The organism is Streptomyces sp. NPDC050535 (genome assembly GCF_044457665.1).
Taxonomy (GTDB): domain Bacteria; phylum Actinomycetota; class Actinomycetes; order Streptomycetales; family Streptomycetaceae; genus Streptomyces.
The window spans coordinates 85,469-99,926 of sequence record NZ_JBITHE010000004.1 but is presented as its reverse complement, the minus strand read 5'-3'; the positions used below and the strand labels follow the sequence as shown (position 1 = coordinate 99,926).

Genomic DNA, 14,458 nt, shown 5'->3' with positions numbered 1-14,458 from the left:
ACCGGACCCGTCCCGGGGGACGCCCGAGCAGGCTCTACCCGTCGGCCCGCGCCACGAAGTCCCAGGCCCCGTGCGGCACTTCGTACACGATGAATCCCCGGTCGGACCGCACGAACACCGCCCCGCCCGGAGCCTTGACGGCCGAACGGGCGGCGGCCGGTACATGCACCTCGGCCGTCGCCCCCACCGGCACTCCTACCGAAAGCCGGGTCGTCCCGCCGACGAGGGACCACGCGGCCGTCGCCTCACCGCGCACCGTGCATACCGACGTGCGGGCCCAGTCCACGCCCGTACGGCCGTCGGGACGGACCGTGAAGGTGCGGTAGCCCGCGTCGCCGGGACGCAGCCCCGCCACGCTCTCGTAGAGCCACTGCACCACCGTGCCCTGGAAGTAGTGGTCCCGGGAGCGGGAGTCGAGTGGCCACATCTCCCACATGGTGTCGGCGCCGTGGTCGAACCAGTACCCCCAACTCGGGTACGTGCGCTGGGTGGCGATCGCGTGCGCCACTTCCGGGTGCCCCTGCGCGGACAGCTCCCGCAGCAGCACGCTCGTGCCCAGCGCCCCGGTGTTGAGATGGTTGCCGCGCTGCTCGATGTCGGCGAGGAGCGAGTCGACGACGCTCGCCCGCGCGCCCGGCGGGACCAGACCGAAGGCGAGGGGAACGCAGTTGTTCGTCTGGCGGTAGCCGGGGTCCTTCGCGGTGCGGTAGTGCCCGTCGGGGCCGAGGAAGGCCGTGTTGAACGCCTCCTTCAGACCGCCCGCGACCTCGCGGTAGCGCGTCGCGACCCCGTCGTCGCCCAGAAGGTCCGCGAGTTCGGCCGTTCCGGTCAGCGCGCGATGCAGATACGCGGTCGCGGTCAGCCGGGTGTCCTCGGGCGGATTTCCGCCGTAGCCCGGCGGCAGATAGTCGCCGAGAGCGGTCACCGCGAGCCCGTCCCTGAGGCGTGAGATCTCCCAGTCCAGGTAGCGGGTGAGCGGCTCCCAGTGGTCACGGGCCAGCCGCTCGTCGCCGTACACCCGGTACATCTCGCGTACGAGGAAGGGGTAAACGGTCGTCCACTCGGGGGACGGGCCGAGGTCACCGTAGCCCCAGCCACCACTCGGCACGATCACCGGAAGCTGCCCGTCGGTGTTCTGACTGTCCTTCAGGTCACCGAGCCACTTCGACAGGAAACGGTGGACCCCGAACGCGTACGCCATGACGGGCGCGCCCAACTGGGCGTCGCCGGTCCAGCCGTTCTTCTCGTACATCGGTGTGTCCGTCGGGATGCCGTGCAGGTTGTTGAGGAGGGTGCGCCGCATCGCCCGCTCCAACTGCTCGTAGAACGGCTCGGAGCAGGCGAACGTGCTGGTCGCCGTCACCCGCGTATGCACGACGCGGCCCAGAACCTGGGAGGGATCGGGCTTCCCGGGCAGTCCGCTGATCTGTACATAGCGGAAGCCCTTGTACGAGAACCTGGGCTCCCACACCTCGTCTCCGCCGCCGCCCGCGCACACGTACTCGTCCGTCTGGAAGCGGCCCGGAACATGCCCGGTCTCCGCGGACACGCTGCCGTCGGACTTCAGCTTCTCGCCGTGCACCAGGCGAACCGTCGTCCCGGCCTCGGCCCGGACGGTCAGCCGGGACCAGCCCGCCAGCGTTCGGCCCATGTCGACGACGTGGACACCCTCGCTCAACTCGGTGATGGCGACCGGGCGTACGGTCTCGATGACCTCGATCGGGTCGTGCGCCTGCGCGTGCAGGGTTCCCTTCGGCGCGGCCTGCCGCTGTGCCTCCTGCCAGCGCCGGTCGTCGAATCCGGGGCGCGTCCAGCCCGTGGGTGCCGTGCGTGCGTCATAACTCTCGCCCGCGTAAAGAGAGTTGGAGCGCGTAGGGCCCTCGGTGATCCGCCACTTCCCGTCCGTCGCGACGATGGTGCGTGAGCCGTCCGGGTGGTCGACCTCCAACTGGGCGAGCAAACGCGGCTCGCCGTGCCAGGGCGGTCGGTGCCAGTTCCATACATTCGGTGTGGTCATGCCGAAGAAGCCGCGGCCGAGTGTCACCCCGATCGCGTTGACGCCCCGCCGGACCTGGTCCGTGACGTCGTGCACGGCGTACAGCACCGTCTCGTCGTAGTCGGTGAAGCCCGGGTCGAGCACCTGCCGGCCGACGCGTACGCCGTTGATCTCGGCGTCGTAGTAGGCGAGCCCGCTGATGTGGAGGCGGGCGCGGACCACCTTCCTCGGGAGGGTGAACTCGCGGCGCAGCAGGGGAGCGGGTTGTTCGGGCACCGCGATCGACACACCGCTGCCCCAGGGGCCCTGTCCGTACGGCGCGAGCACGACCGCGTCGGACCAGTCGGTGTCCTCGAACCCGGGCTGCTGCCAGCCCTGTTGCTCGCTGTCGGCGCAGCGCCATCCCGCTCCCGTGACCAGCTCGACCGTGCCGCCGGAGGCGGTCTCGACGATCAGGCGGACCAGGAGCCCGCCCGGATTGACGGAGGCGCTGCCACGGTTGGTCGCCAGGGCGGCGACCACGATCCGGCCGCCGTCTGCCCCACGCACCTGTTCGGTGACATCGGCGAGATGTCCGGTGCGCCAGGCGTCCGTCTGCTCGGTCTGCCGCAGCACCTGCCCGCCGTCGAGGTACAGGGTGAAGTCGTCGTCGGCCGTGGCGACCAGGGTTGCCCTGCGAATCTCCTCACCTGTGGGGAGGGATACCGCCCCTCGGAACCAACGAGGCCCCACAGGAGCGGAGTTGGCGGTCGAGCCGGGCGACCATATCCAGGACGTCCCGTCGAGGCCGGGCGGCTCGGGTGTGGCCGCGGCGCCGATCCAGAACCCCTGCCAGGCGTCCTCTGGCAACGTTGTCTCCCACCAGCGCGGCGCACTCCACGCGGACGGGCGGCCCTTGCCGTCCCAGACCCTGACCTGCCAGTGGTATCGGGTCCGGGGCCGCAGCGCGGGACCCGCGTAGACGACGCCGACAGTTCGCTCCGACTCGACCCGGCCCGAGTCCCACACCAGGTGGCGGCCCCGGACCAGATCCTTCTCGGCGGTCGCCACTCTCACTCGGTACGCGGACTGCCGGGCGCCTCGTCCCCGGGCGGCCAACTCCCAGGTGAGGCGAGGATGTTCGACCTCGGTGCCGAGGAGCGTCTCGGCGTACTCGACGGTCGTACGCTCCACACGCAGGCCGTCCCCGGGCGGGACGGCGACGTCTGCCCCCGGCGACGCGGAGGCGGTGCCGGGGGCCCCGGACCCGAGCGCGATGGACGCGCCCGCTCCGGCGACGGAGCTGCGCAGGAAGACGCGGCGGTTCCAATCCTTGGCCATGTGTCGCCCTTCAGTGATTGAAACGTTTCATTCGGCTGTCAACGATCCTATGAGGCACGGCTGTTGAGCCTCAAGAGGCGTGCAGGCAACTCGTGGAGAGGAGGGCCGGGCGAGAGAGGATGGCGCCGGCGCCGGGTGTCCGCGACGGTCACCGGCGCCGAACCCGTTCCCGAGCCGCCCGGAGGCCACCCGCATGAGCGCCCGTCCCCTGCCCGTCAGCACGCCCGCCGAACAGGGCGTCGAGGCGTCCGGCATCCACGCCTTCCTCGACGCCGTCGAGTCCGCGCCCGACATCGAACCGCACAGCCTGATGATCCTGCGCCACGGTCATGTCGTGGCCTCCGGCTGGTGGGCACCGTACGCTCCCGAGCGCCTCCAGCTCCTCTACTCCCTCAGCAAGAGCTTCACCTCCACGGCCGCAGGATTCGCCGCCGCCGAAGGCTTGTTGCGCCTGGACGACCCGGTGATCTCGTACTTCCCCGAGTTCGAGGCGGACATCACCGACCCGCGCAGCCGCGCCATGCTCGTACGCCATGTCGCGTCCATGGCCAGTGGTCACCTCGCCGAGACCTACGACGCGGCATTCCGGCTCGACCGCGCGGAACCCGTACGTGGTTTCCTGCTGACCCCGCCGGACCGCGACCCCGGCACCGTGTTCACGTACAACCAGCCCGCCACCTACACCCTCGCAGCGATCGTCCAGCGCACGAGTGGGCTGTCGCTGACCGAATATCTGCGGCCCCGGCTGCTCGACCCCCTGGGCATCGGCGAGGTCGCCTGGCAGCAGCACCCGGCGGGCCGCGACATCGGCTTCAGCGGCCTGCACGCGGCGACCGACGCGATCGCGCGCCTCGGCCAGCTGTACCTCCAGGACGGCGTCTGGGAGGGACGCCGGCTGCTCCCGTCCTCGTGGATCGCGCAGGCCACGGGTGTGCGGGTCGCCAACGCCGACGGTACGGCCGAGGGCGCGCTGTCGGACTGGCAGCAGGGGTACGGGTTCCAGTTCTGGAAATCCCGGCACGGATACCGCGGTGACGGGGCGTACGGGCAGTTCTGTCTCGTGCTGCCCGAGCACGACGCGGTGATCGTGACGACTGCCGCGACGGAGCAGATGCAGGAGGTGCTGAACCTGGTGTGGCGGCACCTGCTGCCCTCGTTCGGCTCCGCGCCGCTCCCCGGCCGCGAGGACGCGCTCCTCGGGGACCGTCTCGCGAGGCTCGCGCTGGAACCGGTCATGGCGCCCGCTCTGCCTCCGACGGCAGGCGACACCTGGGCGGGAGCCGAGTTCGTCCCCGCGGGCGGCTCCTGCGCGGAACAGCCGAGTCTCACGGGAGCCACGGTCGCGGCGGGCGTGGACGGCTGGTCCCTGTCGCTCGCCGAGGGCGCCGACCGACTCGACCTGCGCCTCGACGGGTCCGGTTGGGCCACCGCTTCGGACCCGGTTCCCATGGCGGTGAGCGGCGGGTGGACCGCCCCCGACACCCTGCGCGTCGACGTGATCTTCCTGGAGACCCCGCACCGCCTGACCGTGACCTGCACGCTCTCCGACCACACCTTTACGGCCCAGTGGCACACGAGGCCGCTGCGCGGCGGTCGACTGCGCCGGCTCGGGGCGCCGCGCGAGGGCGATGCCGTACGGCGGGGATGAGCCGTGGGGCGGCGGTCCCCGTGTCCGCCAGGCGCCGGGCGGGTCGGGTGGGGCCCGGTGTTCCGGCCGGGCAACTCACACCGTTCGGAACGCCTCACGTGGCCGGCCCCGGCGAATCGCCTGAGGAACGCTCATCACCGATGATCGTATGGGCAGAACATGACCGGACCCGCCGAAACGGCAGTGGAGTGTGCTGATGCAGCTGAACCTCGAAGGACGGACCGCACTGGTCACCGGCTCTACGCAGGGCATCGGCGCGGCGATCGCCGTGGGGCTGGCCCGGGCGGGTGCGCGGGTGGGCGTCAGTGGCCGGGACGAGGGCCGGGTGGGGGAGGCCGTCGCGAAGTTCGCCGCGGAGGTCCCGCGAGGGCGGTTCGTCGAGGTGGCGGCCGACCTCGCGACCGAGGAGGGCACGGCCACCGCCCTGGAGCTCCTGCCCGACGTGGACATCCTGGTCAACAACCTGGGGATCTTCGGCGCCGCACCCGCGCTGGAGATCACCGACGACGAGTGGCGGCGCTACTTCGAGGTGAACGTCCTTGCGGCGGTCCGCCTCACCCGGGCCTGCCTGCCGGCGATGATGGACCGGGGCTGGGGACGCGTCCAGTACATCGCCAGCGACTCCGCGGTGGCGGTCCCCGCCGAGATGATCCACTACGGAATGTCCAAGACGGCGCTGCTCGCCGTGAGCCGGGGGTTCGCGAAGGAGGCCGCGGGGACGGGCGTCACGGTCAACTCCGTCATCGCCGGCCCCACGCACACGGGCGGTGTGGAGGACTTCGTCTACGAGCTCGTGGACCGCTCCCTGCCCTGGGACGAGGCACAGCGCGCCTTCATGCGGGAGCACCGCCCGCAGTCGCTCCTCCAGAGGCTGATCGAGCCCGAGGAGATCGCGAACATGGTCGTCTACCTGAGCTCGGACCAGGCGTCGGCGACCACCGGGGGAGCCCTGCGGGTGGACGGCGGCTACGTCGACTCGATCCTTCCCTGAGTCTCGTGCCCTCCGCGAAGCCGAATTTTTGATCACCGCGTCAGAGGTTCTCCGGGAGGGCGGTGAGAAGCCCGCCGCGCCCACGCCTCGACCGTCGAGACCAACAGCTCACCCGCTGCAATGATCACCAACCCCACCGCCGTGACCGACCTGATCGTCACGGCGGCCCAAGCCACCGACCGGAACCAGCGAACCGCCTGTCAGCGCAGTACGTCGGCCCAGTTCGCCGGCACCCGTCCCGCGGGCCCCGGTGCCGGCTGGTCCGCGGGACGGCTCAGCGGGGGAGCGAGGTCCGGGCCGGACTCGTACATCTCGGAGGTGTCGTAGTTCCAGAACCAGTCCTCGCCGGGCTCGAAGCTCGTGACGACGGGATGGCCGCTGCTCTTCGAGTGCGCGGTGGCGTGCTTGGCGGGCGAGCTGTCGCAACAGCCGATGTGCCCGCACTGGGCGCACCGCCGCAGATGGACCCACCATCCGCCGGTGGCATCGCAGTCACCGCAGCCCGTACCGCTGGGCGGGACGCTGGGGTCGATTCCGGCAGGCATGGTCATGATGGCTCCTGAGAGGTGTCGGCGTCGGCGGATGTGCCGGGGTCGGCCTCCGCGTCGGTGTCAGGGTCCACGGCGGTCAGTGGAAGACGTACCTGGAACCGGGTGTCACCCGGGACGGACTCCACATGGAGGCTTCCGTGGTGTTTGTTGACGACGATCCGCCAGGAGATGTCCAGGCCGAGCCCCGTGCCCTCACCCACCGGCTTGGTGGTGAAGAACGGGTCGAAGATGCGGCCGCGGATCTCCGCCGGAACCCCGGGTCCGGTGTCGCGGAACTCGACGAGCAGTTGGTCGGCGTCGAGCGTGGTACGCACGGTCAGCTCGCCCTCGCCGTCCATCGCCGAGACGGCGTTGTCGATGAGGTTCGTCCACACCTGGTTCAACTCGCTCGGATAGGCGGGGATGTTCGGCAGCGTCCGGTCGTACTCCTTGACGACCCTGATGCCGGAACCGATCTTCCCGGAGAGCATCATCAGCGTGCTGTCCAGCAGTTCGTGCACATCGGCGACCTGGTAGGGCGCGCGGTCGATCTGCGAGTACTGCTTGGCCGCGTCCACGAGGTGGGTGATGCGGGTCGTGGAGTCCTCGATCTCGTTCATCAGGAGCTCGGTCTCCACGGTGTAGTTCAGCCACCGGACCGCGCCTTCGAGGGTGTTCTCGTCCACGGTCGCGGCGACCTGGTCGAGCCAGTCGGTGTCGAGACCCGCCTGCACGAAGGTCGGCGCGAGCTGCCAGCCGCCCGCGATCCCGTGGTCGTCGAACCAGTCGGCCAGGGCGTCCTCCCGGTCGGAGGCCTCGATCGGGCTGAGCGGAGAGGCCTTGGCGACCTGCTCGGCGGTGCGCTCCTGGATCTCGACGAGCGTTTCGAGCGTGTCGCGTTTGTACGGGCCGGCCGCGATCACACCGAGCTTGTGCCGCATCCCCGCCACCCGGTCCCGCAGCGCGGAGGTCGCCCGGACCGCCGCCGCGGCCGGGTTGTTGAGCTCGTGCGTCAGCCCGGCGGACAGCGAACCGAGCGCCAGCAGCCGCTCACGCTGACTGATGGTCCGCTGGGTGTTCTGGCTGCCGAAGAACAGGCCCTCCAGCAGATGGACGGCCATCGGGAACCAGTCCCGCAGGACCGCGGCGAACACCTCGGCGGGCAGGATGAAGAACCGCGAGGGCTCGGTGACCCGCAGCGAGCCCTTGTAGAGCGACTGGTCCGGCTGTTCGGTCAGATAGGCCTGCATGGCCCCCGCGTACACCCCGACCTGAGAACTGCGGTTGGTCTCCACGTCGTCTCCGCCGACCCGGCGCGACATCACCAGGTTGCCTTCGAGGAGCACGAAGAAACAGGTGGCCGGCTCGCCCTCGCGGTACACATAGCCGGGCTCGAACAACTCCACGCGGCCCTCGCGGCACAGCCGGTCGAGCTGCTCCCCGTCCAGCTTCTCGAACAGGAAGAGCCTCGACAGCTCCTCGATACTGCACGGCATCGGCTGTCCGCTCACGACTGCTCCAGATAACGGTGTACGAGCATCACGGCCATGGCTCCCTCTCCGACGGCGGACGCGACCCGCTTCGCCGACTCGGCACGCGCGTCCCCGGCCACGAACACGCCGGGCACATTGGTCTCCAGGTGGTACGGCGGCCGGTCCAGCTCCCAGTCCCCGGGCGGCTGCCCGTCCGGGGTCATGTCGGGCCCGGCCATGATGAATCCGCGCGGGTCCCTGAGGACGGTCCCGTCCAGCCACTCGGTGAGCGGCGCCGCCCCGATGAACACGAACATCCACTGCGCGTCGACGAGTTCGGTGTGTCCGCTCGCCACATCCCGCAGCGTCAGCTGTTCCAGGTGGTCCGAGCCGTGCGCGGACTCGACGACCGTGCCGCCGCGGACACTGATGTTGGGCGCGTCCGCGATCTGCTGGACCAGATAGGCCGACATCGACGCGGACAGTGACGAGCCTCGGATCAGGATCGTGACGGACTTGGCGCCGCGCGCCAGGTACATGGCGGCCTGCCCGGCAGAGTTCGCCCCGCCGACGATGTACACGTCGTGGCCCTGGCAGGCGGCCGCCTCCGTGAGCGCCGACCCGTAGAAGACCCCGCACCCGGTCAGCTCCGCCAGCCCCGGCGCCTCCAACTGCCGGTAGGACACTCCCGTCGCCAGGATCACGGAGTGTGCGGAGATCGCCGAACCGTCCGAGAAACGGATCGTGCGCGACGCCCCGGTGACCTCGAGCCCGGTCACCTCCCGCGCGGTCAGGATCTCCGCGCCGAACTTCGCCGCCTGCCGTCGCGCCCGGTCGGTGAGCTGCGCCCCGGACACACCGTCGGGGAAGCCGAGGTAGTTCTCGATCCGCGAGCTCTGCCCCGCCTGGCCGCCGGTCGCCGACCGCTCCACCAGCACGGTCCGCAGCCCCTCGGACGCGCCGTACACGGCCGCCCCGAGCCCGGCGGGCCCGCCGCCGATGACGACGAGGTCGTAGAACTCCGCCGTCGGCGTCGTGGCAAGGCCCACCTGCGCCGCCAGATCCGGATCGTCGGGCTCCACCAGCGGCGTGCCGTCCGGTGTGATCACCAGCGGCAGCCGCTCCCCGTTCTGCCCGGCCGCGGCCAGCAGGCGTACACCCTCCGGGGTGTCCGACGCGTACCAGCGGTAGGGGACCTGGTTGCGGGCCAGGAACTCCCGTACGCCCGAGGAGCGCGCCGACCACCGGTGCCCGACCACCTTGCAGACGGCCACGGGCCGGTAGTCGCTCGCCCGCCACGCGTCCAGGAGATCGTCCAGGACCGGATAGAGCTTCTCCTCCGGCGGATCCCACGGTTTGAGCAGGTAGTGATCGAGGTCGATGACGTTGATCGCGTCGATCGCCGCGTTCGTGTCCGCGTAGGCGGTCAGCAGCACCCGCCGCGCGCCCGGATAGACGTCGATCGCCTGTTCGAGGAATTCGATGCCGTTCATCTGTGGCATGCGGTAGTCCGCCAGGATCACCGCCACCTGGTCGCCGCGCAGCTTCAGCTCGCGCAGTGCCTCCAGCGCGGTCTCCCCGGACTCGGCGCGCACGATGCGATGCGTCTCTCCGTAGCGGCGCCGCAGGTCGCGGGCCACGGCGCGCGACACCCCGGGATCGTCATCCACGGTCAGAATGACGGTCCGCGCTGGACTTGCGGCCTGTGCCATACGTCTCCCACCCCGAGCAGGTCAGTGTCGTTCCGGCAGGTGCGCGCCGGGGCGCGCCACTCGGCCGGTACATATTCAATCGTAAGTACGATCGGTCACCTTTGCTTGGAACCGGGTTCTCAGGCGGTCGGGGCGGGGGCGTCCGCCCGTGGCGGCAGGGTCTCCCGGACCTTGGGGAGGATGTGCGCGACGTAGTCGTCGACGACCTCGTCCAGACCGATGTCACGCTGCGAGCGCTCGGACAGATACCAGCGATGTTCGAGCAGCTCGTGGTAAAGCTCGGCCGCGTCCATGGAGCCGCGCAGATCCAGCGGAACGGCCCGGACCGTCGGCCGGAACACGTCCCGCACCCAGCGGTGGGCCAGCACCTCCGGGCGGGCCGCGAGCGGATCGCCCGGCGCGTAGTCGTCCTGGGTCGCCATCCAGCTCTCCAGGTCGTTCAGCAGCCGGCGCGCCTGGTTCTCCTCGGTGTCGAGGCCGGTCAGCCGCAGCAGCTGGCGCTGGTGGTGGCCGGCGTCGACGACCTTGGGGACGAAGGTGACGGTGTCCCCGTTCGACGAATGGGCTATCTGCATCTCGGCGACGTCGAAACCGAGGTCGTTCAGGCGGCGTATGCGGCGGTCGATGTAGTGGTGCTTGCCCGCCGGATACACCGAGGTGCGGGTCAGCTCGTCCCACAGCCCCTGGTAGCGCGCGCAGATCTCCATGCCGAACTCGATCGGGTCCACCGAGGGGTGCAGGGCCCCGGCCGCCTCCAGGTCCAGCAGCTCACCGCTGATGTTGACCCGGGCGAGGTCGAGGTCGTACTCCCGCTGACCGCTGCTGAGCCGGGGGTGCATGTCGCCGGTCTCGGCGTCGACCAGATAGGCGGCGTACGCCCCGGCGTCCCGCCGGAACAGTGTGTTGGACAGCGAGCAGTCGCCCCAGGCGAACCCCGCCAGATGCAACCGCACCAGCAGCACCGCCAGCGCGTCCATCAGCCGGTGCATGGTGGCGGGCCGCATCGTCGTCTCGAACATCGACCGGTAAGGCATCGAACCGCCGAGATGCCGGGTGATCAGCACGGGCTCCAGGGGCGCGCCCGCCGTGTCCGTGCGTCCGGTGACCACGGCGAGCGGGTCCACCGCCGGGATGCCGATCCGGTCCAGGCTGCGGAGGAGTTCGTACTCGCGCACGGCGGGCCGCTCGGCCAGCTCCTTGACCGCCACCACCTCCGTCCCGGCGCGCGCGTAGCGCACCACGTGCCGTGAGATGCCGCGCGGCAGCGGGACCAGATAGTGCTCGGGCCACTCCTCCAGGGGCAGCTGCCAGGGCAGTGCGAGCAGGAGCGCGGGGTGCTCCGGATTGGTGGCGCTGATCTGCAAAGCCATCGAACCGCTGCCCTCACCTCAGAGAGCTCAGGAGTGAACTCTGTCCGGCTCCAGCATCTACGAATGATCCTCCAGGTGGAAGACGGAACGGGCGTTGCCCGAGAGGAACAGCTCCGTGCTCTCCTCGTCGAGGCCCAGGTCGGGGAGGTGTTCCAGAGCCCGAGCGGGCGTGATCATCGGGTAGTTGCTGCCGAAGAGGACCTTGCGCCGTCCTCTGCCGCGCAGGTACTCCACGAGCTCGGGCGGGTAGCGGCGGGCCGTGTAGGCGCTGGTGTCGATGTGGACGTTCGCGTGCTTGTCGGCCACGGCGATCATCTCGGTGGTCCACGGGTAGCCGATGTGCCCGCAGACGATGGTCAGCTCGGGGAAGTCGAGCGCGACCTGGTCGATGTAGGGGATGGGCCGGCCGGTCTCGGAGGGGCGCAGTGGTCCGGTGTGCCCGACCTGGGTGCAGAAGGGGATGCCGAGGTCGACGCAGGCGGCGTACAGCGGGTAGTAGAGCCGGTCGGTGGGCGGCAGCTCCCACAGCCACGGCACGATCCTGAGCGCCACGAAACCCAGCTCCCCGACGGCCCGCCGCAGCTCGCGCACGGCCGCGACCGGCCGCCTCAGGTCCACGCCCGCGACCCCGCGCAGTCGCCCCTCGGACTGCTCGACGAACCCGGCGACCTCGTCGTTGCTGATCAGCGGACCCCGCGGCCCGTACCAGGCCGCGGACAGCCCGGTCTCCACGCCGGCGGCGGCCAGCGCGGCCACGGTGGCCTTGACCGGCAGTTGCTCCGCCAGGAGCTCCATGCCGGTCCAGCGGCGCAGTGACTCGAACATCTCGTGGTTGGAGTGACGGAGTGTGGGGTGCTGCATCCACGCGTCGATGACCGGCATGATCCCGTGCCCTCCCCGAGCCCGCGGCTAAGCGATTGCTTACTGCGACCCTAGTGCGCCGGACGGCCATCTCGATACGGCGTCGACGAGAGTGGCCAGCGCCGAGGTCATGCGGGCGAAACCCGGGCCCACGGCTCCTCCGGGCTCGCTCATGTACCTGTCCCGCCGGATCTCCACCATCAGGGCGGTGACCCGCGGATCCCGCTCGTAGTACCGCAGCGGGACGTACGTGCCGGAGAAGGGGCTGTCGATCCCCACACCGCCGACGCCCGCGAACGCCTTCTCCGCCGAGGCGAGGAGTTCGGACGGCGTGTGGAAGTCGTCGGTGCCCAGACAGACCGGCGGCCGGGGACCGTCGCCGTGCAGCTCATAGGGCAGCCGGGCCGTCGGGTAGGAGTGGACGTCGATGATCACGGCCCGCCCGGTGGCGGCCAGCCGGTCGGCCACCGCCCGCGTCATCGCCTGCGCGTACGGGTGGAAGTAACGGTCGACCAGTTCTCGCGGGTCGGTCCCGGCGGGCCGGAGCCGCGCCCGGTGCGTGGTCCGCGTGTAGACCGCGCCCATGCCGACGGCCAGCATCTCCTCCCGTTCGTCGGGGAAACGCTCGGGGTCGACCACCAGCCGGGACAGCCGGTTGACGAACCGCCACGGCGTGACGTCGGCGGACTTCGCGACCGCCGCGGACAGTTCCGCGGTGTGCGCGTCGGTGATGTGGTCCAACTCGCGCTCCAGCGCCGCGTCGTCGAGCACGATGCCGTCGCGGACCGGCGCCGGGATCTCCCGTGCGGAGTGCGGCACATGCAGGATCACCGGCGAGTCGGTGGCGCCGGGGAGGAGTTCGAAGGAGTCCGGGGTCTCGTCCATAGGAGATTCCTACACGGTGGCACTCCCGCGGGCCGACGCGTCGGGTGGTGCGTCGCCCGTCACCTCATCCGACACCGCCGTGGCGCGCGTAGTGCTCGATCAGCGCCGCCCGGGTCGTTTCGAGCCGGTGGGCCAGGATGGCGGCGATCGTCCGCGTCAGCGACAGCTCCAGTGAGGCGTCGGCCTCGCAGAGGGTGCGCACCTCCCCGGCGTCGAACTCGTATCCGCGTACGGGACTGAAGGCCTCGGCGCCGAAGTCCCAGCGGTGCGGCGGGAACAGCCAGGACCAGCCGAGCAGATCGCCGGGCCCCAGCATCGCGACGGACATGCGCCTGTCCGCGATGACCTGCTGGTAGAGGGAGACCGTCCCCGAGCGCACCACCCAGAACCGGTCGGCACTGCCGCCTGCCTCGAAGATCTTTCCGTCCGCTGGGAACGAGACCTCGCGCGCCAGGCCCAGCAGCCGTTCGCGATGGTCGGGGGAGAGGGCGGGCAGGAGCCGGAGAGCAGTGGGCATCGCGGACCTCCAACGCGCCGCCGAGGGGCTGCGGGGGGCGGCGGCGCCTGTCGTACCGGTTTTATCCCGTCACCCTCTATTGGAGCCTGAACCGCGGATTCCGTCGCGTCGTGGGCGAGGAGACTTTGTGCGGACTCACGCCGCACGGACTCACGCCGATCGGGCCGCGGACGCACGGGCGGCGGACGCACGGGCGGCGGACGCACGGGCGGCGGACGCACGGGCGGCGGACGCACGGGCGGCGGCCGTACCAGCGACTCCGGGGAACCAGGGGCACTCCTTCATGCCCCGGGACTTCGTGCCCCGAGACCGGCACCCGCCGCTCAGGATCGCTTCCCGGGCTACAGGACGGCCTTCGACGTCACCGTGAAGCGCGCGCCGTCGGGATCGGCGAGGACGGCCTCCGTCGAGCCGACGCCGTGCTGATGGGCCGTGCCGCCGTGCGCCCGCGCCGCCCGTGCGCAGGCCTCCACGTCGGAGACGGCGAAGTGGATCTGCCAGTGCGGCCTGACCGTGGGGTCCGGCGCCGATCCCACCGCGCCGGAGTAGATCCGGGCGACGACCTCGCCCTGGCCGCGCAGCACGACCTCGTTCTCCTCGTAGTGGACCTCGTAGCTCCCGGGGGCCGAGGACCCCCAGCCGAGGACCTCGCCGTAGAAGATGGCGGCGTCGAAGGCGTCGCGGGTGTGCAGCCGTACGAAGGCGGGTGCCGCGCGGCGCCAGCTCTCCCAGCCGGCCACCAGCTCGCCCTCCCAGATGCCGAAGACCGCTCCGTCCCGGTCGGCCAGCAGCGCGGCGCGCCCCGGCGGGAACGAGATCGGCCCCACCGCGGTCGTACCGCCGCGCTCGTGGCTCCGGGCCACGGTCTCGTCCGCGCCGGACACCGCGAAGTACGGGATCCACGCCACGGCCGTCTGCCAGAGGGAGGTCACCGCGGAGACTCCGGCGACCGGCACCCCGTCGGCCACGGCGATCCTGTACTGGTCGTCCAGCGTGCTCTTCTGCCATTCCCAGCCCAGTACGGCCTGGTAGAAGCGCTGCGCGGCCCGGAGATCGCGTGTGGTCAGGCTGACCCAGCACGGCGCGCCGAACACCGAGTGAGTGGAGACGACCTCGCCGGGGAGTGTGCTGTCGCTCTTCATCGCCGTACCGTCCT

Annotated in this window: 11 protein-coding genes; 2 read left to right on the top strand and 9 right to left on the bottom strand. The window is 70.8% G+C overall.

The features are described from left to right. Positions 1-34: 34 nt before the first annotated feature. Entirely contained in the window at positions 35-3,316 is a 3,282-nt protein-coding gene (locus ACIBLC_RS11225) for a family 78 glycoside hydrolase catalytic domain (protein WP_399210554.1), read from the bottom strand. A 193-nt stretch (positions 3,317-3,509) separates the two neighbouring features. On the opposite strand from ACIBLC_RS11225, the gene ACIBLC_RS11220 reads away from it, so the two are divergent. Then, complete coding sequence (locus ACIBLC_RS11220) at positions 3,510-4,964, top strand: serine hydrolase domain-containing protein (protein WP_399210553.1); 1,455 nt, start codon at positions 3,510-3,512, stop codon at positions 4,962-4,964. 196 nt (positions 4,965-5,160) lie between these two features. Beyond that, positions 5,161-5,955, top strand: a complete 795-nt coding sequence (locus ACIBLC_RS11215) for an SDR family NAD(P)-dependent oxidoreductase (protein WP_399210552.1) — start codon at positions 5,161-5,163, stop codon at positions 5,953-5,955. A 200-nt stretch (positions 5,956-6,155) separates the two neighbouring features. Here ACIBLC_RS11215 and ACIBLC_RS11210 read toward each other — a convergent pair whose 3' ends face one another. The 8 genes from ACIBLC_RS11210 to ACIBLC_RS11175 all read right to left on the bottom strand — a co-directional run bounded on the left by ACIBLC_RS11210 (position 6,156) and on the right by ACIBLC_RS11175 (position 14,444). Continuing rightward, positions 6,156-6,506, bottom strand: a complete 351-nt coding sequence (locus tag ACIBLC_RS11210; protein WP_399210551.1) for a UBP-type zinc finger domain-containing protein — start codon at positions 6,504-6,506, stop codon at positions 6,156-6,158. Further along, positions 6,503-7,996 carry an ATP-binding protein gene (locus ACIBLC_RS11205; protein ID WP_399210550.1) on the bottom strand — a complete coding sequence of 498 codons (1,494 nt, stop codon included), beginning with the start codon at positions 7,994-7,996 and terminating at the stop codon, positions 6,503-6,505. The genes ACIBLC_RS11210 and ACIBLC_RS11205 overlap by 4 nt, the downstream gene beginning before the upstream one ends. Continuing rightward, positions 7,993-9,669 carry an FAD-dependent oxidoreductase gene (locus ACIBLC_RS11200; RefSeq protein WP_399210549.1) on the bottom strand — a complete coding sequence of 559 codons (1,677 nt, stop codon included), beginning with the start codon at positions 9,667-9,669 and terminating at the stop codon, positions 7,993-7,995. The genes ACIBLC_RS11205 and ACIBLC_RS11200 overlap by 4 nt, the downstream gene beginning before the upstream one ends. Positions 9,670-9,788: 119 nt before the next feature. Beyond that, positions 9,789-11,039 (bottom strand): DUF4032 domain-containing protein, encoded by a 1,251-nt coding sequence (locus ACIBLC_RS11195; RefSeq protein WP_399210548.1) that lies wholly within the window; start codon positions 11,037-11,039, stop codon positions 9,789-9,791. Between the two features lie 57 nt (positions 11,040-11,096). Then, on the bottom strand, positions 11,097-11,921 hold the full coding sequence (locus ACIBLC_RS11190; protein WP_399210547.1) for an amidohydrolase family protein: 825 nt from the start codon (positions 11,919-11,921) through the stop codon (positions 11,097-11,099). Between the two features lie 39 nt (positions 11,922-11,960). Next, on the bottom strand, positions 11,961-12,785 hold the full coding sequence (locus ACIBLC_RS11185) for an N-formylglutamate amidohydrolase (RefSeq protein ID WP_399210546.1): 825 nt from the start codon (positions 12,783-12,785) through the stop codon (positions 11,961-11,963). A 64-nt stretch (positions 12,786-12,849) separates the two neighbouring features. Next, positions 12,850-13,302: a cyclic nucleotide-binding domain-containing protein gene (locus tag ACIBLC_RS11180; protein WP_399210545.1), complete on the bottom strand. Its 453-nt coding sequence runs from the start codon at positions 13,300-13,302 to the stop codon at positions 12,850-12,852. A gap of 341 nt (positions 13,303-13,643) precedes the next feature. Further along, on the bottom strand, positions 13,644-14,444 hold the full coding sequence (locus tag ACIBLC_RS11175; protein WP_399210544.1) for a VOC family protein: 801 nt from the start codon (positions 14,442-14,444) through the stop codon (positions 13,644-13,646). Between the last annotated feature and the right edge of the window lie 14 nt (positions 14,445-14,458).

Excerpts from the sequence above, each read along its gene's own strand:
- ACIBLC_RS11220 (WP_399210553.1), top strand. The coding sequence starts at position 3,510 with ATGAGCGCCCGTCCCCTGCCCGTCAGCACGCCCGCCGAACAGGGCGTC.
- ACIBLC_RS11200 (WP_399210549.1), bottom strand. The coding sequence starts at position 9,669 with ATGGCACAGGCCGCAAGTCCAGCGCGGACCGTCATTCTGACCGTGGAT.
- ACIBLC_RS11225 (WP_399210554.1), bottom strand. The coding sequence starts at position 3,316 with ATGGCCAAGGATTGGAACCGCCGCGTCTTCCTGCGCAGCTCCGTCGCC.
- ACIBLC_RS11175 (WP_399210544.1), bottom strand. The coding sequence starts at position 14,444 with ATGAAGAGCGACAGCACACTCCCCGGCGAGGTCGTCTCCACTCACTCG.
- ACIBLC_RS11210 (WP_399210551.1), bottom strand. The coding sequence starts at position 6,506 with ATGACCATGCCTGCCGGAATCGACCCCAGCGTCCCGCCCAGCGGTACG.
- ACIBLC_RS11195 (WP_399210548.1), bottom strand. The coding sequence starts at position 11,039 with ATGGCTTTGCAGATCAGCGCCACCAATCCGGAGCACCCCGCGCTCCTG.
- ACIBLC_RS11215 (WP_399210552.1), top strand. The coding sequence starts at position 5,161 with ATGCAGCTGAACCTCGAAGGACGGACCGCACTGGTCACCGGCTCTACG.
- ACIBLC_RS11180 (WP_399210545.1), bottom strand. The coding sequence starts at position 13,302 with ATGCCCACTGCTCTCCGGCTCCTGCCCGCCCTCTCCCCCGACCATCGC.
- ACIBLC_RS11190 (WP_399210547.1), bottom strand. The coding sequence starts at position 11,921 with ATGCCGGTCATCGACGCGTGGATGCAGCACCCCACACTCCGTCACTCC.
- ACIBLC_RS11185 (WP_399210546.1), bottom strand. The coding sequence starts at position 12,785 with ATGGACGAGACCCCGGACTCCTTCGAACTCCTCCCCGGCGCCACCGAC.